The 21084-nt window shown below is 72.0% G+C and carries 18 protein-coding genes and 2 pseudogenes; 8 read left to right on the forward strand and 12 right to left on the reverse strand.

Annotated elements, in window-relative coordinates; all coding sequences use genetic code 11:
- The first annotated feature begins 78 nt into the window (after positions 1-78).
- A complete protein-coding gene (locus QF027_RS17460; protein ID WP_306981188.1) occupies positions 79-3387 on the forward strand; it encodes a S8 family serine peptidase in 3309 nt (1102 codons plus the stop codon).
- A gap of 60 nt (positions 3388-3447) precedes the next feature.
- Here the strand turns inward: QF027_RS17460 and QF027_RS17465 are convergent, their stop codons facing one another.
- Together QF027_RS17465 and QF027_RS17470 are read right to left on the reverse strand one after the other, a co-directional pair.
- Complete coding sequence (locus QF027_RS17465; protein WP_306981186.1) at positions 3448-4143, reverse strand: hypothetical protein; 696 nt, start codon at positions 4141-4143, stop codon at positions 3448-3450.
- 1 nt (position 4144) lies between these two features.
- Entirely contained in the window at positions 4145-4666 is a 522-nt protein-coding gene (locus tag QF027_RS17470; protein ID WP_306986683.1) for a sigma-70 family RNA polymerase sigma factor, read from the reverse strand.
- Positions 4667-4873: 207 nt separating this feature from the next.
- Between QF027_RS17470 and QF027_RS17475 the strand changes: the two genes are divergently transcribed.
- The gene (locus tag QF027_RS17475) at positions 4874-5890 is read left to right on the forward strand and encodes an aspartate-semialdehyde dehydrogenase (RefSeq protein WP_306981184.1); all 1017 of its coding nucleotides are present in this window, start codon (positions 4874-4876) and stop codon (positions 5888-5890) included.
- On the opposite strand, the gene QF027_RS17480 is transcribed toward QF027_RS17475, so the two are convergent.
- Together QF027_RS17480 and QF027_RS17485 are read right to left on the reverse strand one after the other, a co-directional pair.
- Positions 5887-6072 carry a DUF1203 domain-containing protein gene (locus QF027_RS17480; RefSeq protein WP_373430998.1) on the reverse strand — a complete coding sequence of 62 codons (186 nt, stop codon included), beginning with the start codon at positions 6070-6072 and terminating at the stop codon, positions 5887-5889. The genes QF027_RS17475 and QF027_RS17480 overlap by 4 nt on opposite strands.
- A 174-nt stretch (positions 6073-6246) precedes the next feature.
- Positions 6247-6569, reverse strand: a pseudogene (locus QF027_RS17485) (DUF1203 domain-containing protein); the annotation flags it as partial.
- Between the two features lie 142 nt (positions 6570-6711).
- Between QF027_RS17485 and pepN the strand changes: the two are divergent.
- On the forward strand, positions 6712-9288 hold the full coding sequence (gene pepN / locus QF027_RS17490) for an aminopeptidase N (protein ID WP_307075516.1): 2577 nt from the start codon (positions 6712-6714) through the stop codon (positions 9286-9288).
- A 161-nt stretch (positions 9289-9449) separates the two neighbouring features.
- Here the strand turns inward: pepN and QF027_RS17495 are convergent, their stop codons facing one another.
- From QF027_RS17495 to QF027_RS17510, 4 genes are all read right to left on the reverse strand, one after another.
- Positions 9450-9851, reverse strand: a complete 402-nt coding sequence (locus tag QF027_RS17495) for a hypothetical protein (protein WP_306981180.1) — start codon at positions 9849-9851, stop codon at positions 9450-9452.
- Between the two features lie 37 nt (positions 9852-9888).
- Complete coding sequence (locus QF027_RS17500; protein ID WP_306981178.1) at positions 9889-10647, reverse strand: SDR family NAD(P)-dependent oxidoreductase; 759 nt, start codon at positions 10645-10647, stop codon at positions 9889-9891.
- Between the two features lie 77 nt (positions 10648-10724).
- A complete protein-coding gene (locus QF027_RS17505; protein ID WP_306981176.1) occupies positions 10725-12035 on the reverse strand; it encodes a sigma-70 family RNA polymerase sigma factor in 1311 nt (436 codons plus the stop codon).
- 254 nt (positions 12036-12289) lie between these two features.
- The gene (locus tag QF027_RS17510) at positions 12290-13237 is read right to left on the reverse strand and encodes an EamA family transporter (RefSeq protein ID WP_307082405.1); all 948 of its coding nucleotides are present in this window, start codon (positions 13235-13237) and stop codon (positions 12290-12292) included.
- 110 nt (positions 13238-13347) lie between these two features.
- Here QF027_RS17510 and QF027_RS17515 point away from each other — a divergent pair, with 110 nt between their 5' ends.
- A complete protein-coding gene (locus QF027_RS17515) occupies positions 13348-13857 on the forward strand; it encodes a MarR family winged helix-turn-helix transcriptional regulator (RefSeq protein ID WP_306981174.1) in 510 nt (169 codons plus the stop codon).
- Positions 13858-14002: 145 nt separating this feature from the next.
- Positions 14003-14530, forward strand: a complete 528-nt coding sequence (locus QF027_RS17520; RefSeq protein ID WP_307082408.1) for a TetR/AcrR family transcriptional regulator — start codon at positions 14003-14005, stop codon at positions 14528-14530.
- Positions 14531-14632: 102 nt separating this feature from the next.
- Here the strand turns inward: QF027_RS17520 and QF027_RS17525 are convergent, their stop codons facing one another.
- The 3 genes from QF027_RS17525 to QF027_RS17535 form a co-directional block, all read right to left on the reverse strand.
- Positions 14633-14923, reverse strand: coding sequence for a hypothetical protein (locus QF027_RS17525; protein WP_307075518.1), 291 nt, complete (start codon positions 14921-14923; stop codon positions 14633-14635).
- Between the two features lie 240 nt (positions 14924-15163).
- On the reverse strand, positions 15164-17218 hold the full coding sequence (gene malQ / locus QF027_RS17530) for a 4-alpha-glucanotransferase (RefSeq protein ID WP_306981170.1): 2055 nt from the start codon (positions 17216-17218) through the stop codon (positions 15164-15166).
- The gene (locus QF027_RS17535) at positions 17219-17431 is read right to left on the reverse strand and encodes a hypothetical protein (protein ID WP_306981168.1); all 213 of its coding nucleotides are present in this window, start codon (positions 17429-17431) and stop codon (positions 17219-17221) included.
- A gap of 151 nt (positions 17432-17582) precedes the next feature.
- Here QF027_RS17535 and QF027_RS17540 point away from each other — a divergent pair.
- The 3 genes and pseudogenes from QF027_RS17540 (at position 17583) to QF027_RS17550 (ending at position 20203) form a co-directional block, all read left to right on the forward strand.
- Positions 17583-18117 (forward strand): annotated as a pseudogene (locus QF027_RS17540) (PadR family transcriptional regulator).
- A complete protein-coding gene (locus QF027_RS17545) occupies positions 18114-18812 on the forward strand; it encodes an ABC transporter ATP-binding protein (protein ID WP_306981164.1) in 699 nt (232 codons plus the stop codon). The pseudogene QF027_RS17540 and the gene QF027_RS17545 overlap by 4 nt, the downstream one beginning before the upstream one ends.
- Before the next feature lie 44 nt (positions 18813-18856).
- On the forward strand, positions 18857-20203 hold the full coding sequence (locus QF027_RS17550; RefSeq protein WP_306986680.1) for an ABC transporter permease: 1347 nt from the start codon (positions 18857-18859) through the stop codon (positions 20201-20203).
- Positions 20204-20292: 89 nt separating this feature from the next.
- Here the strand turns inward: QF027_RS17550 and QF027_RS17555 are convergent, their stop codons facing one another.
- The gene (locus QF027_RS17555) at positions 20293-20829 is read right to left on the reverse strand and encodes an HNH endonuclease (RefSeq protein ID WP_020116449.1); all 537 of its coding nucleotides are present in this window, start codon (positions 20827-20829) and stop codon (positions 20293-20295) included.
- Between the last annotated feature and the right edge of the window lie 255 nt (positions 20830-21084).

Genomic DNA, 21084 nt, shown 5'->3' on the forward strand with positions numbered 1-21084 from the left:
TTCTTCCGGATCACCGTGACCAGGACCGATCGGTCCCGGTCACCAACCCGCTCGTTCCTTTACCTACAAGGGATGCCGATGACCCTCACCCCCCAGCACGCTCCGATATCGGGCGCGAGACGTGTGGCGCGCATAGCGGTGGCCGCCGGTCTGGTCGCCGCGCTCTCTGCGGCGGGGCCGATACCCATGGCCTTCTCCGCCGCCGCGGACGACGCCCCCGCCGCCTCCGACCCGGGCCTGAAGTCCGCTGACGAGAAGCTCGGTTCGGACGACGCCGACGCGCTCGCCGAGGCCAAGGCCGACGGCGACAAGAACATCACGCTGATGGTCGCCACCGCCCCCGGGAAGACCGAGCAGGTCGCCGCGGAGCTGGACGCGGTCAAGGGCGGCCTGGTGGGCCTCACGTACGACAAGCTCGGTTACGTCCGGGCGACCGTCCCCACCGCGAAGGCGGACTCGGCCATCGCCGCCGCCGCGAAGCTCTCCTCCGTGCACGGCATCGACGTCAAGCAGGACATCCCGCTGGACGACCCGACGCCGAGCGCCGACACCGCCAAGGGCGCCGCGAGCAAGGGCACGAAGACCTACCCGGCGCCGAGCGCGAAGACCCCTGCCGAGAACCCGTACAACCCGTCCTTCGAGACGGGCGCCGTCGACTTCGTGGAGGACCACCCGAAGGCGGACGGCCGCGGCGTCACGATCGGCATCCTGGACTCCGGCGTGGACCTCGGCCACCCGGCGCTGCAGAAGACCACCACCGGTGAGCGGAAGATCGTCGACTGGGTCACCGCGACCGACCCGGTCTCCGACGGTGACGCCACCTGGCGGCGCATGACCACCGCGGTCTCCGGCCCGAGCTTCACCTTCGACGGCCGCACCTGGACGGCGCCCGCCGGGTCGTACCAGGTCAACCTGTTCCGCGAGGCCGCGACCACGGGCGGCGACGCCAAGGGCGACGCGAACCGCGACGGGGACACCACCGACACCTGGGGCGTGCTGTACGACAAGGCCGCCGGGACCGTCCGGGTCGACCTGAACAACAACCAGAACTTCGCCGACGACACGCCGATGAAGCCGTACAAGGACGGCTACCAGGTCGGATACTTCGGCACCGACGACCCGTCGACCGACGTGGCCGAGCGCCAGCCGTTCGTCGTCGAGATCCGCAAGGACGTCGTCTACGACGCCGCGGGCAGCAAGGCCGACTACGTCAACATCGGTGTCATCGAGTCCGAGCACGGCACCCACGTCGCCGGCATCACCGCCGCCAACGGCCTGTTCGGCGGCCGGATGAACGGCGCGGCGCCGGGCGCGAAGCTCGTCTCCTCCCGTGCCTGCACCTGGACCGGCGGCTGCACCAACGTGGCGCTGACCGAGGGCATGATCGACCTCGTCGTCAACCGCGGCGTCGACATCGTCAACATGTCGATCGGTGGCCTGCCCGCGCTCAACGACGGCAACAACGCGCGCGCCGAGCTCTACACGCGCCTCATCGACACCTACGGCGTCCAGCTGGTGATCTCCGCGGGCAACTCCGGCCCCGGCGCGAACACCATCGGCGACCCTGGCCTGGCCGACAAGGTCATCTCGGTCGGCGCGACCATCTCCAAGGCGACCTGGGCCGCCAACTACGGCTCGGCCGTGGAGAAGAAGTACGCGATGATGCCGTTCTCCTCGCGCGGTCCGCGTGAGGACGGCGGCTTCGCACCGACCCTGTCCGCCCCAGGCGCTGCCATCAACACCACGCAGACCTGGCTGCCGGGCGCCCCGGTCGCCGAGGCGGGCTACACACTGCCGGCCGGCTACTCGATGCTCCAGGGCACCTCGATGGCCTCCCCGCAGGCCACGGGCGCGTCCGCGTTGCTGCTGAGCGCCGCCAAGCAGAAGCACATCGCGCTGACGCCGGCCACCCTGCGCACCGCCCTGACCTCGACCGCCGACCACATCAAGGGTGTGCAGGCGTACGAGGAGGGCGCGGGCCTCATCGACATCGTGGACGCCTGGGACGCCATCAAGGACGGCGCCACCGCGCACGACGCTGTGCCCAATAACTACGCCGTGAAGGCCCCGGTCGACACCGCGATCGACCAGCTCCTGAAGACCCCGGGCTACGGCACCGGTCTCTACGACCGCGAGGGCGGTCTGAAGGCCGGTCAGAAGAAGACGTACGACGTCACCATCACCCGTACGTCCGGCGCGGACAAGGCGCTCCCGCACGAGCTGCACTTCGCCAAGAACGCCGGTGACACCTTCCGGATCCTCGGCAAGGACGACATCAGGCTGCCGCTGAACCAGCCGGTGACCGTCAAGGTCCAGGCCCAGCCGAAGTCCGCGGGCCTCAAGAGCGCGATCCTGGTCGTCGACGACCCGAAGACCGAGGGCGTCGACCAGCAGATCCTCACCACGGTCGTCGTCTCGGCGCCGGTGAAGTACACCTACACCGCGTCGAACACCGTGCAGCGCAACAGCACCCGGTCGTACTTCGTGACCGTCCCCGCGGGCGCCAAGTCCCTCGAGGTCGCGATCGGCGGGCTGAAGGACAAGAGCCAGACCCGGTTCATCGCCATCCACCCCTACGGCGTCCCGGTCGACAACACCGGCACCCCGTACTGCTACAACAACTACCTCGACGGCAACGGCTGCAAGCCCGACGCGCGTTCGTACGCGGACCCGCAGGCGGGTGTCTGGGAGATCGAGGTCGAGTCGCGCCGCACCTCGCCGCTGCTCGACAACCCGTACAAGCTGGACGTCGCCGTCTACGGCGCGCTCTTCGACCCGGAGACCGTGACCGTCCCCGAGGCCAAGGTCGGCACCCCGGCCACCGCCTCCTGGAAGGTGACCAACACGCTCGCCGCGATCGACGGCAAGCTGGCCGGCGGCCCGCTCGGCTCGTCCAAGACGGCCCGTCCGACCATCGCCGAGGGCGCCACCCAGACCACCACGGTCGAGGTGCCCGCGGGCGCGAAGTCGCTCGACGTCGCCATCGGCAACGTCTCCGACGTCTCCGCCGACCTGGACCTGACGGTCTACGACGCCTCGGGCGCCGTGGTCGGCCAGTCCGCCGACGGCGACTCGGAGGAGGCCGTCTCGGTCGCCTCGCCCGCCGCCGGCACGTACACCATCGAGGTCGCCGGCTACTCGGTCCCGGCTGGCTCCACGGCGTACGACTACCAGGACGTGTTCTTCTCCAGCACCCTGGGCACCGTCACCGTCTCCGACGCGCCGGTCAAGCTCGGCACCGGCGCCTCGACGACCGTCTCCGGCAGCGTCACCGCCCTGGCCGCCGCCCCGGCGGGCCGTGAGTTCTTCGGCCAGGTCAGCCTCGTCAACGCGCGCGGCACGGTCGCGGGCGTCGGCAACGTGAAGATCGAGAAGGTCACGCCGTAACACTTCTCCGTACGGCGACAAGGGGCGGGCGTCCGGTGGGCGCCCGCCCTTTCTCGTGTGCTAGCAGGTGAGCCCGCGCGAGGCCGGGAGCGAGGCGGTGATCCAGGCCCGCTCCCGGGCGATCTCCTGCTCCCCGACCACCCAGTGATCGGGGCTCGGCGAGCCCTGGGGCACGCCGAACAGGACGCGGGTGCCCTTGGCGAGGGGTTCGGGAAGGTCGTACTCGGTGATCACATAGGTGAGGTTCGCCAATCCGCGGGTTGGCTTGTAGGAGCGGGTGACCTGCACGGTGACCTGGAGTTCCCCGGTGGTGGGGAGCTCCTTGACCACGGTGACCTCGCCCTCGGCGACCGTTGCGGCACAGGCCAGGTAGGACGGGCTGCCGAAGCGGACGGCGGATTCCGCCTTGGAGGACCCGGAGTCTGCCGAGCTCAGGTTGTCCGCCCCGCTGTGCCCGAGGAGCCAGCCGAGGCCGGTGACCACACTCGCGACGGCGGCCACCGCGAGGGTGCCGAAGGCGAAGGTGCGGGCGCGGTGCCGGGCCCGGGAGGGTCGCAGGGCAACGGGTTTCGCGGCCGGTGCGGCCTCCGTCAGGGTCTCGGCGATGATCCGCAGCTGCTCGCGCAGGAGGGCGACATCGTCCTGGGCCGAGCGGTGCTCGGCGAGGAAGGCCGGGTCGGCGGCGGCGCTCTCGGGCGGCGGTTCGTCGGTGATGGCGGCCATCAAGGCGTCGAGACCGTCGTGTTCCGCGGTCATCTCACACCACCTCGTCCTCGTGCAGGCGGGCGCGCAGGGCCCGGACCGCCGTGTGCAGGCGGCTCTTGACCGTGCCCTCCGGGACGCCCAGCTCCTGGGCGATCGAGCGCACCGGCAGGTCGGCGAAGAACCGCAGCACGAGGACCTGGCGCTGCTGGTCGGGCAGCTCGTCCAGGCCCTGCGCGACGGCGAGGGAGAGCACGCTGGTGTCCTCCCCTGAGGGGTGCTCGTGCTGGCGCAGTGAGGCCAGCCGCTCCCCCAGCCGCTCCTGGCGCTTCTTGGCCCGGTGCCAGTCCATGGCGAGGTTGGTGGCGACGACCGCGGCCCACGCGGACACGTCCCGTGGCGCCTCGTACCCCTTCGCCGCCCGCTCCAGCAACCGCAGGCGGACCTGCTGCACCCCGTCCGGCAGGTCCGCCTGCGGCACCCCGCCCAGGGCGAGCACGGCCCGCACCCGGCGTTCCTGCGCCGCGTCCAGGGGATCGTCCCCCTCTTGGACCCGGCGTGCCCTTCTGCGCAGCACAAGCCACCCCCTCACCGCGTTTCCTCTACGACGCCGCAGCGCACGGAAACGTTCGGCCGATCCCACGGAAAAATCGCCGAGAGGTGTACGTCACACCGTCCAGCAGTCCATTCCTCGGGCATGGAGCGCAAAGAATTGGACAGGGAGACCCGGGTCGGCCGCATGATGGAAAAGCCTCGGTCAAGTGTGAAGAGATAGGGAGTCGCCGTGAGGGTCGGAATCGTCGGAGCCACCGGACAGGTCGGCACGGTCATGCGCGGGATCCTCAAGGAGCGCGACTTCCCGGTCACGGAGCTGCGCCTGTTCGCCTCCGCGCGCTCGGCGGGGTCGGTCCTCGACGGCGTGACGGTGGAGGACGCGGCGACGGCCGACTACACCGGCCTGGACATCGTGCTGTTCTCGGCGGGCGGCGCGACCTCGAAGGCGCTGGCCGAGAAGGTCGCCTCGCAGGGCGCGGTAGTGATCGACAACTCCTCCGCCTGGCGCAAGGACCCCGAGGTCCCGCTGGTCGTCTCCGAGGTGAACCCGCACGCGATCGCGGACCGCCCCAAGGGGATCATCGCCAACCCGAACTGCACCACCATGGCCGCGATGCCGGTCCTGAAGGTGCTGGACACGGAGGCGGGCCTGCAGACGCTGATCGCCACCACCTACCAGGCGGTGTCCGGCTCGGGCCTCGCGGGCGTGGCGGAGCTGCACGGCCAGGTGCAGAAGGTCGCTGCCGACGCGGACAAGCTCACCCACGACGGCGGGGCGGTCGACTTCCCCGAGCCCCAGGTCTACAAGCGCCCCATCGCCTTCAACGTCCTGCCCTTCGCGGGCAACCTCGTCGAGGACGGCCTGAACGAGACCGACGAGGAGCAGAAGCTCCGCAACGAGTCCCGCAAGATCCTGGAGCTCCCCGAGCTGAAGGTCTCCGGCACCTGCGTGCGCGTCCCGGTCTTCTCCGGCCACTCCCTCCAGGTCAACGCCCGCTTCGCCCGTCCGATCACCCCGGAGCGCGCGACGGAGCTCCTGGCGGGCGCGCCCGGCGTGGCCCTCTCCGACATCCCGACCCCCCTCCAGGCCGCCGGCCAGGACGCCTCCTTCGTCGGCCGTATCCGCCGCGACGAGACGGTCGAGCACGGGCTCGCTCTCTTCATCTCCAACGACAACCTCCGCAAGGGCGCCGCGCTGAACGCGGTCCAGATCGCGGAGCTGGTGGCGGCCGAGCTCAAGGGCTAGGCCGAGGGCCTGCGCACCTCGTAGAGGAAACAGCCGTACTCGACGGCCCGGACGTGGACGAGCGCCACGGACGGGTCGTCGAACGCGTTCCGGAGGGCGTCGTCGCCGACGGCCTCGACCAGCCGGCCGCCCAGGATGTACGCGGTGCTCCCTTGGGTTCCTGCTTCACGGGCCCCTGCCACCCGGAGGTGGTCTTACAAGGCCTCCACAGGCCTGACTTCCCGCCCGTCCGGCGGTAGGTCCGCCCACTACGTGGTCGGACAAGGCGACTTCAGCAGTGGCGCTGCGCCCCTACGGGGCGCCAGGGCGAGGAGGCCCTACACCTCCATCTGAAGGGAGCACTGGGCAAGTGTTCGGTAGCGGCGCACGGTCCGGTGCGCGTCGGCGAAGGGGAGCCCCTGTCCGGCCGTCGGCCCCGCGCACTCCTCGGCGTGGATGAAGACGGGACCCTGCTCGTCGTGCGCCCCGGAACGCACGCCGGTCTCGGCCGCCAGCGGCGCAGGGGGGCGTAGGAGACGAGGGCGATCCGCTCGCCGGGCTCGCCGCGGCGCAGACAGCAGCACAGGGGCGCCCCGCCCTCGTCGTCGGTGAACGGGACCACGGGGCGGCCGGCGTCGTCGGCGGTGCGGAGCTCCTTGAGGGCTCGCGGTTCGACGGGGCGTGCGGTGCAGGTCGTCATGGGACCAGGCCGGCGCGGCCACGCGCGGACGACCGGCGGAATACGGACCTGGTGTTCGGGGTGGGCGGCGGCTCCCGGCGACGCGAGTCACATGGAAGGATGACCGAACCGCCGAACCTAGACATAACGAGGAGATGACCGCGTGCCTGGCACAAACCTGACTCGCGACGAAGCTCGGCAGCGGGCGACGCTGCTCAGCGTCGAGTCCTACGAGATCGATCTCGACCTCTCCGGCGCGCAGGAGGGCGGTACCTACCGGTCCGTGACCACGGTGCGCTTCGACGTCACCGAGAACGGCGCCGAGTCCTTCATCGACCTGGTGGCCCCCACGGTCCACGAGGTGACGCTGAACGGGGACACCCTCGACCCGGCGGAGGTCTTCGCGGACTCCCGTATCGCCCTGCCGGGCCTGCTGGAGGGCCGCAACATCCTGCGGGTCGTCGCCGACGCCGCGTACACGAACACCGGTGAGGGCCTGCACCGCTTCGTCGACCCGGTCGACCAGCAGGCGTACCTGTACACGCAGTTCGAGGTGCCGGACGCCCGCCGCGTCTTCGCCTCCTTCGAGCAGCCGGACCTGAAGGCCACCTTCCAGTTCACCGTGAAGGCGCCGCCCGGCTGGACCGTCGTCTCCAACTCCCCGACGCCGGAGCCGAAGGACGACGTCTGGGTCTTCGAGCCGACCCCGCGGATCTCGTCGTACATCACGGCCCTGATCGTCGGCCCGTACCACTCCGTGCACAGCGTGTACGAGAAGGACGGCCAGTCCGTCCCGCTGGGCATCTACTGCCGCCCCTCGCTCGCCGAACACCTCGACTCGGACGCCATCTTCGAGGTGACCCGGCAGGGCTTCGAGTGGTTCCAGGAGAAGTTCGACTACGCGTACCCGTTCAAGAAGTACGACCAGCTGTTCGTGCCGGAGTTCAACGCGGGCGCAATGGAGAACGCCGGCGCGGTGACCATCCGCGACCAGTACGTCTTCCGGTCCAAGGTGACCGACGCCGCGTACGAGATGCGCGCCGAGACCATCCTCCACGAGCTGGCCCACATGTGGTTCGGTGACCTGGTCACCATGGAGTGGTGGAACGACCTGTGGCTGAACGAGTCGTTCGCCACCTACACCTCCATCGCCTGCCAGGCGTACGCCCCGGACAGCCGGTGGCCGCACTCCTGGACCACCTTCGCCAACTCCATGAAGACGTGGGCGTACCGCCAGGACCAGCTGCCGTCCACGCACCCGATCATGGCCGAGATCCGCGACCTGGACGACGTGCTGGTCAACTTCGACGGCATCACGTACGCCAAGGGCGCGAGCGTCCTCAAGCAGCTCGTCGCCTACGTCGGCATGGACGAGTTCTTCGGCGGCGTGCAGGCGTACTTCAAGCGCCACGCGTTCGGCAACACCCGGCTGTCCGACCTGCTGGGCGCGCTGGAGGAGAAGTCCGGCCGCGACCTGGGCACCTGGTCGCAGAAGTGGCTCCAGACGGCCGGCATCAACATCCTGCGTCCCGAGATCGAGACGGACGCGGACGGTGTCATCACCTCGTTCGCGATCCGTCAGGAGGCCCCGGCCCTGCCCGCGGGCGCGAAGGGCGAGCCGACCCTGCGTCCGCACCGCATCGCGGTCGGCCTGTACGAACTCGACGGCGACAGCCGCAAGCTGGTCCCTGACGAGCGCGTCGAACTGGACGTCGACGGCGAGCTGACGGCCGTACCGCAGCTGGTCGGCAAGCGCCGTCCGGCGGTCGTGCTCCTCAACGACGACGACCTGTCGTACGCCAAGGTCCGCCTCGACGACCAGTCGCTGGCCTTCGTGACCGAGCACCTCGGCGACTTCGAGTCCTCGCTGCCACGCGCGCTGTGCTGGGCGTCGGCGTGGGACATGACGAGGGACGCAGAGCTCGCGACCCGCGACTACCTCTCCCTGGTCCTCTCCGGTATCGGCAAGGAGTCCGACATCGGTGTCGTGCAGTCGCTGCACCGGCAGGTGAAGCTGGCGATCGAGCTGTACGCCGACCCCACCGCCCGTGAGGCCCTGCTGACCCGCTGGACCGACGCCACGCTGGCCCATCTGCGGTCCGCGGCGGCGGGCAGCGACCACCAGCTGGCGTGGGCACGGGCGTTCGCGGCCACGGCCCGTACGCCGGAGCAGCTGGACCTCCTGGAGGGGCTGCTCGGCGGATCGCAGGTCGTCGAGGGTCTGGCCGTCGACACCGAGCTGCGCTGGGCGTTCGTGCAGCGGCTGGCCGCCGTGGGCCGCTACGACGAGTCGGAGATCGCCGGCGAGTACGAGCGGGACAGGACGGCGGCGGGCGAGCGCCACGCGGCGACCGCCCGTGCCTCGCGGCCGACCGAGGAGGCGAAGGCGGAGGCCTGGGCACAGGTCGTCGAGTCCGACAAGCTGCCCAACGCCGTCCAGGAGGCCGTCATCGGAGGCTTCGTCCAGACCGATCAGCGTGAGCTGCTCGCGCCGTACACGGACAAGTACTTCGAGGTGGTCAAGGACATCTGGGAGTCCCGCTCGCACGAGATCGCCCAGCAGATCGCGGTCGGCCTCTACCCGTCGCTCCAGGTCTCCCAGGAGACCCTGGACAGGACGGACGCCTGGCTCGCCTCGGCCGAGCCCAACGCGGCCCTGCGGCGGCTCGTCTCCGAGTCCCGCGCAGGCGTGGAGCGGGCGCTGAAGGCCCAGGCCGCGGACGCGCAGGCCGGGCAGTAGAACGCGGCGGGAGGCGGGTGGCCCCGGTCATCCGCCTTCCCTCGCACCCCAGCCGGGCGGTGCTCAGCATCGTCCGCACGCGCAACCCGACCGTCCTCAGCATCGTCCGCACGCGCAACCCGACCGTCCTCAGCATCGTCCGCACCCGCCCCCGACCGTCCTCAGCTTCCCCCGCACACCAGCCGGGCCGTGTGCAGCATCGTCCGCACATGCAGCCCGGTCTGCACGGCCACCGGCACCCACCGCAGGTCGTACGTCTTCTCCAGCTCCCGGCTCCACTCGCGCACCAGGTCGTCGAGGATCTCGGCGGTCCGGGGGTCGGTGCGGGCCAGGGCCCGGCTCGCCATCGCCGCCACCCTGAGCGGGATACGGCGGGCCGAGACGCCCCGGGTCGCGAAGTGGCCGTGGAACCGCCCGGGTGGCTCCGCGGCCCAGCCGTGGCGGCGGGGATGGAGCCAGGTGCTCTCGGCGACGAACCCGCTCGGGTCGCGTTCGCCCTCGCCGTGGCGGCTTGGGACCGGCTGGATAGGATCGCCGTCGTCGTCACGCTCGGCGGGCTGCACGCCCTGTGGCTGCGCACGTGGTGGCGGGGCCGCGGGCTCAGACGCTGACCATGCCGCCGGTGGCGTTGACGAACGTGCCGGTGATGCCGCCCGCGTGGTCGGAGGCGAGGAACACGGCGGTGGCGGCGACCTCGGCGAGGGTGGGGTTGCGGCGGGTCATGCGCATTCCGGCGAGGTGGTCGATGATGCCCTGGACGGCGCTCTCGTCGATGGCCGGATTGACCGCGGCGAGCTTCTCGACGGTGAACGTCTCCGGCACCCCGGCCACCCACAGGCCCACCGCCCGCACCCCGCTCGGCCCCAGCTCGATCGCCAGGTTGCGCACGAGCGTGTCGATCGCCCCGTCCGCGGGCCCGGTGCCGCCCATCATCGGACTGCCGTGCGCGGAACCGCTGTTGAGGGCGAGGATCACACCGGAACCGCGGGCGGCCATCCGGCGTCCGGCGGCGCGCGCGGTGAGGAAGTTGGCGCGCAGGCCGTCGGTGACCGGCCGCAGGAAGTCCTCGGCGGACATGTCGACCAGCGGCGCGCCCTGCACATCGCCGCGCGTGACGAGGTTGATGGAGATGTCGATGTCCCCGACCTGCTCGGCGTGCGCCTCCACGGCCGCCTCGTCCAGCGCGTCCACGACGGCCACCTCGGCGTCCTTGATGTCGGCGGCCACGGCCTCCAGGGTCTGCCGGGTCCGGCCGACGAGGTGGACCCTCGCGCCCTGCTCGGCGAAGGCGCGGGCAACGGCCCCGCCGATGGAACCGCCGGCGCCGTAGACGATCGCGGTCTTGTCGGTCAGCAGCATGGTGAGCTCCTCGGGAGTGGTTCGTACGTGACGTTCATGCAGACGTATGACTCCGCGGATGCTCATCGGTCGGGAGGTCACAGCCGCAGCGGGAGCCCGAACGCGGGGAAGAGATGCGGCTCGAAGGAGGTGATCTCCACGATCCGGTCGCCCGGTCCGGCCGTGTCGAAGCGCAGGACGTCCAGGACCTGGGCGCGGTAGACGCTGGTCCCGGGCCTGCGGACGTAATTTCCCACCGCGAGCTGCCCGTTGGCGCGGGTGGGCAGGCTGCGCCAGTGGCCCAGGAAGGCCGGTGAGGCGGGGTCGAGGCTGACCCGCACGAAGTCGACGAGCGCGTCCCGGCCGGTGAACCAGAACGGGTTCGGCGGCATGGTGAGGACGACGTCCTCGGCGAGCAGCGCGGCCATCGCGTCGAGGTCGAGACGCTCGACGGCGGCCATGTACCGCTCCAGTACGGCCTGTTGCGCTCCGGTCGGGGCCACCGGCCGCCAGTCGGCACGCTCCCGGGGCAGGTGCGCGCGCAGGGTCGGCCGGGCCCGCTGAAGTGCGCTGTTGACCGAGGCCACGCTCATCTCCAGGGCCTCGGCGGTCTCCGCGGCGGTCAGTCCGAGCGCGTCGCGCAGGATGAAGGCGGCCCGCTGCCGGGCGGGCAGATGCTGGATCGCGGCCAGGAGGACGAGCTCCAGGGTCTCCCGGGACACGGCGGACGTCTCCGGCAACTCCCCTTCGGCGACGGGCAGTTCCTCATCGGGATAGGGCTGCAACCAGGTGACGCGGGCGGGTGGTTCCCCGGCTCCGTGGTTCATCCCCGGCACCGGCTCATAGCGCTGCGGGCGGCGCGCGGTGCGCCGTAGAAGATCCAGACAGGTGTTGGTGGCGATCCGGTACAGCCAGGTCCGCGCACTCGCCCGCCCCTGGAACCCGCCCCGGGCCCGCCAGGCCCGCAGGAACGTCTCCTGCACGAGGTCCTCGGCCTCGTCGTACGACCCCGTCATGCGGTAACAGTGCACCTGGATCTCACGGCGGTACTGCTCGGTGAGGGCGGCGAAGTCGGTTTCGGCGAGTTCCGTCACGGGGGCGGGTGTGACGGAATCCCCGGAGTCCTGGGTGGTGTCGCGTGCGGTACGGGCCACGCGCCTCAACTGCGCGACGGACGCGGACAGTTCGGCGACGGTCGAGTAGAGGGCGTCGGCGGGCTGCGGTACCAGCCGGCCGGCCTGCCGCCCGATGTCGTCGATGAGTCCCTGCACGGTGAGGCCTGCCGGCTGCCGCCGTTCCCGGTAGGCCTTCTGCCGACAGGCGGCGGAGCAGTACACGGAGCCGCGGCCCGTGCGTCCGACGCGAGCGGCGAGCGGCTTCCCGCACACCGGACAGACGTCTTCGGGCACGTGCGCCTCCAGGAGTTGCGTAACGCGGGATCGGGGTGACGTTATAACGCCCCCGGCGCCACCCGCAGCGCTTCCGGCTTCCGGCGCCCTCGCGCCCCTGCCGTCGCGCCCCCGGAACCGTCAGGTCAGCCGAAGCCTCTCGGCGACTGCTGTCACCGGGGCCGAACGACCGGTCGACAGCGGGCCGCACCCCCCACCCACAGCGCTTCCAACTTCCAGCACCCGCACCCCCTGCCATCGCGCCGCCGGACCCGTCAGGTCTGCCGCGCCGCCGGACCCGTCAGGTCTGCCGAAGCCTCCCGGCGACTGCTGTCAACGGGCCCGAACGACCGGCCGGCAGCGGGCCGCACCCCCAGCTGTCCTGCCACCGTCGCCCCGAAGGCCAGCGTCATGCCCGCCAGCTGCACCGGCGTCAGGCTCTGCCCGAGCGCCGCCCAGCCGACGACCGCGGCGGTCAGCGGGGACAGCGGGCCGAGGAAGGTGACCTGGGTGGCGGTGAGACGGCCGATGCCGCGGAACCAGAGCCAGTACGCCACTGCCGTGTTCGCGAGCGCGAGGTAGAGGTAGCCGCCGACCGCACGGCCGTCGAGGGCGGGCGGGGCGCCCTCGACGAGGAGGGCGAGGGGCGCGATGAGCAGGCCGCCGGCGGTGAGCTGCCAGGCGGTGAGGGCGAGCGGGCCCACACCGTCGGGGCGGCCCCAGCGCTTGGTCAGCACGGTGCCGGCGGACATGGAGGCGGCGGAGGTGAACGCCGCCGCCACACCGACGACGTCCAGGGCCCCGGCCGCCTTGAGCACGACCAGGCTGACACCGAAGGCCGCCACGAGGCCGGTGAGCACGCTCCTGGCCGTGGGCCGCTGCCCCAGCAGCACCGCCGACAGTCCGACGACGATCAACGGCCCGACCGACCCGACCACCGCGGCCATCCCGCCCGGCAGCCGGTACGCCGACAGGAACAGCAACGGGAAGAAGGCCCCGATGTTCAGCGCCCCGAGCACGGTCGCCTTCCCCCACCAGACCCCGCGCGGCAGCACCCGGGCGAGGGCGAGCAGCACCAGCCCGGCGGGCAGGGCACGCATCATTCCGGTGAACAGGGGACGGTCGGCGGGGAGGAACTCGGTGGTGACGGCGTAGGTGGTGCCCCAGGAGACGGGGGCGAGGGCGGTGAGGAGGACGGTGGCGGTGCGGTTCACGGTCGGCATACTCACGGATCCCCCTCAGTGATGACTTGGCAGCAAGTAGCTTATCCCTAAGCTACTTTTCCGCAAGCCACTTTCTTGCGGGCGACCCGAAGCCTGCGGATACTCGGCACATGAGTGCACCGCGCAAGGACGCCGTCGACGCGATCATCGACCAGTGGGCGGCCGTGCGGCCCGACCTCGACACCAGGGCCATGGAGGTCTTCGGGCGGATCTACCGCCTCTCCCGCATCATGGGCGACCGCGCGGACAAGGCGTACGCCCCCTACGGCATCTCCCGCGGCGAATTCGACGTACTCGCCACCCTCCGCCGCGCAGGCGAGCCGTACACCCTCTCCCCCCGCCGGCTCTCCTCGACGCTGATGCTCACCACGGGCGGCATGACGGGCCGCCTAGACAAACTGGAACGCGCCGCCCTCCTCCGCCGCTCCCCCGACCCCCACGACCGCCGAGGCCTCCAAGTGACTTTGACGGAGAAGGGGTTGACCGTCATCGACGAGGCGGTGGGAGCGGGACTGGCGGCCCAGACGGCGGCCCTGTCCAACCTCGACGACGAACAGGCTGACCAACTGGCCGACCTGTTGCGGGAGTTGCTCGAAGGGACCCAGAACTCATCGGAGTGACCCGGCCTCCCGCAGACCCGCGACGAGGTAGCAGTCCATCGGTACGTCACTGGGCGCGACGCCTCCCTCAGCGCGGCCTGGATGACCCAGTGGGCGAGGTCGAGACGCGAACGGGAACGGCGGCTCCGACGACACCCGCGACGCGATCCTCGCCGCGGCCCGCGAGCGCTTCGCCGCCGACGGCTACGAGCGGGCCAGCATCCACGCCATCGCCAAGGACGCGCGCATCGATCCGTCCATGGTGATGCGCTATTACGGCGACGGCAACAAGGAGGGCCTGTTCGCGGCGGCCGTCTCCGTCGAACTGGACCTGCCGGAGCCCGGCTCACCGCCCCGGCACGACATCGGCCGCGCACTCGTGACGCGCTTCCTCGACCTGTGGGAGGAGAACGAGGTGCTCACCGCGCTGCTGCGGGTCGGCGCGACCGATCAGGCGCGGGCCGAGCGGATGCAGGGCGTCTTCCGGGAGCAGGTGATGCCGGTCGCCCTGCGGGTGTGTCCGGACCCGGAACAGGCTCCCGCGCGGGCCGCGCCGACCGCCACGCGGTTGCTGGGGCTCGCGCTGACCCGGTACGTCCTGCGGTTTCCGCCGACCGTGGCGCTGGAGCGGGAGGAGATCGTGGCCTGGCTCGCGCCCACGGTGCAGCGGTATCTCACGGCGTCGAGCCCCTGAGAACGGCGCCGGGCCCCTGAGAACGCGCCAGGGCGCCGGCCTCGCCCACGTACGGCTGACGCGCGTACGTGCGGCAGGGTCGGCGCCCCGGGAAAGGCGTGGTCAGGCCTTCGAACCGGCCTGGGCCCCGGCCGGCTTGGTCTTGATGTTGCGGCTGGTCACCCGGTGCTCTTCCTTGGACTTGTCCAGGACCATCACCAGACCGGCGATGACCGCGAACAGCACGAGCGGGGCCACGACGAAGAGGCCCAGCGTCTCGATGACGCTCAGGCCCGAGCCGGGGTCGTCACCGTCGTCGCGGACCAGCGCGGAGGCGGGGGACGACATGAGCAGCATCATCAGCGTCGTACCGGCCACCAGGGCGCCGGCGCGCAGGGCGTTCTTCTTGTCCACGGAGTCAAAGTATCCAACCGCGGTTCGGGCCGCGCGCCCGGGGTGCCGTACGAGCCGCCCGGGCCGTGCGAGCGCCCGCCTCCACGGCACCCCCAGCCCGCTCCCGAGGCCCGCGGCCCGCCCCTACGGCGCCCGCAGCACCCCGCCCGGGGTGCCGTATGAGTCGTTTGGGTCGTACGAGCGGCCGCCTCCAGGCGCCCCCAGCCCGCTCCCGAGGCCCGCGGCCCGCCCCTACGGCCCCTACGGCGCCCGCAGCACCTCCACCAGCGCGTGCAACCGCGGCGACGCCGCCAGGTCCTCCAGCGTCACCACCCGCCCCTCCCCGTCCGCGATCGGCAACCGCCAGTTCGGGTACTGGTCCCACGTCCCCGGCAGGTTCTGCGGCCGGCGGTCCCCCACCGTGTCCGGCAGCCAGACGCCCACCATCCGGGCCGGGGTGCGCAGCAGGAACCGGTGGACGGCCTGGATCCGGGCCTCCTCCGAGGAGGGGTCGGCGCCGCCCCCCGTGCCGTGCAGCAGACCGAGACGGGCCAGCAGCTCCAGCCACTCCGCCGTGTCCGCCGAGGCCTCCGCGCGTTCCTCGTCCAGCGGGCGGGTCAACAGGCCGAGACCGTCCCGGAGTTCGACGTGCTCCCCGGTGAGACGAGACGCCGTCGGCGGCAGGTCGTGCGTGGTCGCCGTCGCCAGACAGTCCGCCCGCCACCGGTCGGGCGGCAGCGGACGCCCGTCGCCCTCCCAGTCCCGTTCGAACCACAGCACCGACGTCCCCAGCACCCCGCGCTCGCGCAGCACCTCCCGCACACCGGGTTCGACCGTGCCGAGATCCTCCCCGATCACCACCGCCCCGGCCCGCGACGCCTCCAGGACGAGCACGGCGAGCATCGCCTCCGCGTCGTAGCGGACGTACGTGCCCTCCGTCGGTGGCCGCCCCTGCGGGACCCACCACAGCCGGAACAGGCCCATGACATGGTCGATGCGCAGCGCGCCGGCGTAGCGGAACAGGGCCCGCAGCAACTGCCGGTACGGCGCGTACCCCGACTCCGCCAGCCGGTCCGGACGCCACGGCGGCAGCCCCCAGTCCTGGCCACGCGCGTTGAAGGCGTCCGGCGGCGCTCCTACGGACATCCCGGCCGCGAAGTACGCCTGCTGGGCCCACGCGTCCGCGCCCTCGGGATGGACGCCCACCGCGAGGTCGTGGACGACACCCACCGGCATCCCCGCCTCCCGCGCGACCCGCTGGGCGGCGCCGAGCTGGCTCTCGGTGAGCCAGGCGAGGCGTGACCAGAAGTCCACGCGGTCCATCAACTCGCCGCGGGCACGGGCCGTGTCGGCCGAGCGCGGGTCGCGGAGGCCGGCCGGCCAGCGGCTCCAGTCCGAGCCGTGCACCTCCGCCAGCGCGCACCAGGTCGCGTGGTCCTCCAGGGCCTCGCCGCCCTCGGCGAGGTAGTCGGCGTAGGCGGCGCGACGGCCGGGTCCGAGGGGGACGTCACGGACGAGTTCCAGCGCCTCCCGCTTCAGCTCCCACACCGCGTCCCGGTCGATCAACGCGCTCTTCTCCAGCACCGCTTCACGCAGCCGCTCGGCCCGCCCGCGCAGGGCCCGCAGCCGGTCGGGGTCCGCGACCTGGGTGTACTCGGGGACGTCCTCGATCCGCAGGTGCACCGGGTCGGGGAAGCGGCGCGAGGACGGCCGGTAGGGGGACGGGTCGGTGGGGGCGCCGGGCACCGCCGCGTGCAGCGGGTTGACCTGGACGAAGCCGGCGCCGAGGGCGCGTCCCGCCCAGGAGGTCAGTTCGGCGAGGTCACCGAGGTCGCCCATGCCCCAGGAGCGGTGCGAGAGCAGGGAGTACAGCTGGACGAGCAGGCCGTAGGACCGCCCGGGCGGCGCCGGCAACCGGGGCGGGGCCACGATCAGGTGGGCGTCGGCGGTGCGGCCGTCGGGGGCGGTGGCGGTCAGCCGGTGGACGCCGGGCGGGAGTTGGTCGGCGGACGAGCGGGTCTCGCCCTGTTCGGTCGCGATGCGCAGCCGGGTGCCCTCGGGCAGGTCGGCCAGGAAGGCGGGCGGGCTGCCGCTCCAGCACACCACCGTCGGCGGCAGCAGGCGCTCGCGCAGTTCACGCTCACGGGCCGCGAGCGCGGCGGCCGGGTCGCCCGCGTCGACGCCGAGGGCGGCCAGGGCCAGCGTGACGGCGGTGGCGGAGGCGGCGACCGTACGGTCCGGGGAAGGCTGGTAGGAGGTGGCGACGCCGTACGACTCGGCGAGGCGGGACAGCTCCGGACCGGGGGGCGCCGTCATCTACGGCTCCAGGTATGCGTCGGACTCGCTGATCAGGGGGGCGGCGTCGGCGAGCGGCGGTTCACTGGTCAGGGGTTCGGCGTCGGGCAGCGGCGGTTCGCTGGTGAGCGGGGTCTCCGTGCAGGCGCCCTCGGCGCTGAAGACACAGAAGTGTTCAGCGGGCGCCTCGGGTTTGGACAGGGCCGAGAGCAGAAGGGGTGCCGATGCGGCCACGGGGGCCTCCTTGTCGAGTACGACGACGGGGGTCACCGCAGCCCTACCCACAGGACGCGACGGCAGACGTACCGGAGGGGTGAACGTGCTTTTCGTCATGTCCACCGATCACTATTCACTCAATACATATACGTGATGCATACTGATCTCCATGAGCACCCGCCACATCCTGCTGGGGCTGCTCGCCGAGAGGGCCGAGCCATGGCTACGACCTCAAGCGACGCCACGACGACCGTTTCCCCGAGGCCCGTCCACTGGCCTACGGGCAGGTCTACACGACCTTGCAACGCCTGGTCCGGGACGGCCTCGCCGAGGTCGACGGCACCGACTCGGACGGCGGCCCGGAGCGCACCAGGTACCGCTCGACCGAGGCGGGGACGCGTGAACTGGCCCAGTGGGCCGGGCAGATCGCCCCGCCCGCACCCTTCGTGACCAACGAGATCTTCGCCAAGGTCGTCGTCTCGATCCTGGCCGGCGGCGACCCGGACGCCTATCTCCGGGCCCAGCGCGCCGCCCACATGGCCCGGATGCGGGAGCTCACGGCGGTCAAGACCGCCCACGGGGCCGACCTCGCGACCGTGCTCTCGGCGGACTACGCCCTCAACCACCTCGACGCCGACCTCCGCTGGATGAACACGACGGCGGCCCGGCTCACCACTCTGACCGCGGAGGTCGACTCAGCATGAACACAACGGGGGAGAACCCGGTGCCGCTCCTCGCGGCCCGCGGCCTCGTCAAGGCGTACGGCAGGTCCGAGGCCCTGCGGGGCGCCTCGGTCGGGCTGGACGCCGGCGAGATCCTCGCCGTCACCGGCACCAGTGGCAGCGGGAAGTCGACGCTGCTGCACTGTCTGGCCGGGATCGTGCGGCCGGACGCCGGTTCGGTCTCCTACGGCGGTGAGCGCCTCGACGAACTGCCCGAGAAGCGGCTGAGCGAGCTGCGCCGGACGGAGTTCGGCGTGGTCTTCCAGTTCGGGCAGCTCATCCCCGAGCTGACGGCGGTCGACAACGTGGCGCTGCCGCTGCTGCTCGCGGGCGTCTCCCGGGCCGACGCCCACACGCGAGCCGGTGAGTGGCTGGAGCGTTTCGGGGTGCGCGGCCAGGCCGGTCTCCGGCCCGGCGAGATGAGCGGCGGCCAGGCCCAGCGGACCGCGCTGGCCCGCGCCCTGATCACCGGGCCGAAGGTGGTCTTCGCGGACGAGCCGACCGGCGCGCTGGACTCCCTGTCGACCGAGCAGGTCATGACGGCTCTGGTCCACACGGCCCGGGAGTCCGGCACGGCGGTCCTGCTGATCACCCATGACGCCCAGGTGGCGGCGTACGCGGACCGCGAGGTGCGGATGGCCGACGGGGCCGTCGTCCCGGTGGGGGTGACGGCGTGACGACCGACCTCAGGACCAACGGTCCCCTGGCGGCCGATCTCCGGATGGCCTGGCTGCTCACCCGCGGTTCCGACCGGCGGGAGTGGTGGCGGGTCGGGCTCACGGCCGTGGGCGCGGCGCTCGCGACCGGCTTCGCTCTGGCCGCCGTCTCCCTCGCCTCGCTCCAGGGGCAGTACGCCATCCCCGTCGGCGCGGGTCTCCTCGACGAGCCCGGCACCCGCGCCGGCGTGATCGTCAGCCTGCTGCTTCTGCTGGTACCGGTTCTCGGTTTCCTCGGCCAGTGCGCCCGGATCGGAGCCCTGCACCGCGACCGGCGTCTCGCGGGGCTGCGGCTGGCGGGCGCCTCGTCCGCCCAGGTACGGCGGATCTCCGCGCTGGAGACGGGCCTGGCCTGTCTGCTCGGTTCGGTGCTCGCGACGGTCGCCTCGGTGATGGTGCTGCTGGGCCAGTGGCGGAGCCCGACCGCTCTCACCTGGGCCGGGATCGCGGTGATCGGCCTCGGCGTGCCGGTGCTGGGCGCGAGCGCGGGTGCACTGGCACTGCGCCGGGTGGTCGCCTCGCCGCTGGGATGGGTGCGGCGGGTGCGGTCGCGCTCGCGACGGACGTCGGGGCTGCTGTTCGCGGGGGGAGTGCTGCTCGTGGCCGCCCTGGCTCCGGTCGCCGTGGCCGTGACCGCCGGCGGCAGCCCGCACGGCAGCAGGTCGCCGTTCGAAGGGGGACCGCTGATCGTGGCCGGTCTGCTCGTCGTGGTGGGCGCTGCCGCGGTGGGCCTCGTCGGGGGGACGGCGGGGCTGATGGGCCGGGTGCTCGCGCGCCGGGCCGGTACGGCGGCGACGCTGATCGCGGCGGAGCGGCTGCGCGAGGACCCGTGGGCGGCGGCCCGTACCCATGCGGCGGTGCTGCTGGTGACGGTCGTCGGGACGGGCTTCGTGGGTGTCCGTCAGGCGCTGAACGCCGAGCTGGACCAGACGCGGTACCTCGCGGCGGACCGCTCCTTCTACACCGCGGGCCTGGACCTGACCGCCGCCGCGATCCTCGTCGCCCTGGCGATCACTCTCGGCGGCCTCGCGGTCGGCACCGTCGAGTCCCTGGCCACCCGTCGCCGGGGCCTGGCCGCGCAGGCAGCCGCCGGGGTGCCGCGCTCGGTGCTCGGCCGGGCGCTGCTCCTGGAGACCGCCCTGCCGCTCGCCCCCGCCCTGTTGCTGGGCGGCGCCGGAGGCATGGCGATCGGCGTCTGGTACGCCCGGCTGACCATGGACGGGTCGCCCGTCACGCCGTACGCCGCCCTCCTGGTCCCGCTCGGGGTGTACGCGGCCTGCCTCCTGGCCGCCGCCACCTCACTGCCGCTGCTGCGCCGCTCGGTCCGCCCGGCGGAACTCAGGCACATGTGACCAGGTGATGCTCCGGTCCCGGAGGTACGGGGGGCCTCCGGGACCGGTCCCAGCCGCCGCGTGCGGCAACACAAAGGCCCGGATCGTCGTCAGGCAGAGATGCCGTCGATCCGGGCCATGGCGTCTTCGGCGCCGTACGGTTGCAAGTACGGCAGCCAGCGTGGGTCCCTGTGCCCGGTGCCGATGATGCGCCAGGCCAGACCGGTGGGCGGGGCGGGTTTGTGGCGCAGCCGCCAGCCGATCTCGAACAGGTGTCGGTCGGCCTTCACGTGGTTGCAGCGCCGGCAGGACGCCACCACGTTGTCCCAGACGTGCTTGCCCCCGCGGCTGCGCGGGATGACGTGGTCGACGCTGGTTGCGACGCCACCGCAGTACATGCACCGGCCCCCGTCGCGGGCGAAGAGCGCCCTGCGGGTGAGAGGAACGGGCCCCCGATAGGGAACCCGGACGAATCGCTTGAGCCGGACCACGCTGGGTGCGGGGACTGTGACGGTCGCGCTGTGCATGAAGGCGCCGGATTCCTCGAGGGAGACCGCCTTGTTCTCCAGGACGAGGACGAGCGCGCGGCGGAGCGGTACGACGCCGAGGGGCTCGTACGACGCGTTGAGTACCAGGACATGCGGCACGGATGCCTCCTTGGGCGTCGGCGGCACGTGGCTCGCGCCGGGACGTTCTGAGGTCAGTTTCCCCTCTCGGCCGGGAGAAACGCCACCATCCCCCGGTAACGGGCTGGGAGTGTTTTCGACCACACCTTTCTTCATCCCCAGGTGAGAGCCGTCTCTCCCCCGAACATTGCAACGATCCACACACGATGCACCGTTAGTGTGGTGAGCCTGCTTTACCGGTGACCTTTTCGTGACCTTGACCGCCGTACCGGAAGG

Origin of the sequence: Streptomyces canus (assembly GCF_030816965.1) — a bacterium.
GTDB lineage: Bacteria > Actinomycetota > Actinomycetes > Streptomycetales > Streptomycetaceae > Streptomyces > Streptomyces canus_E.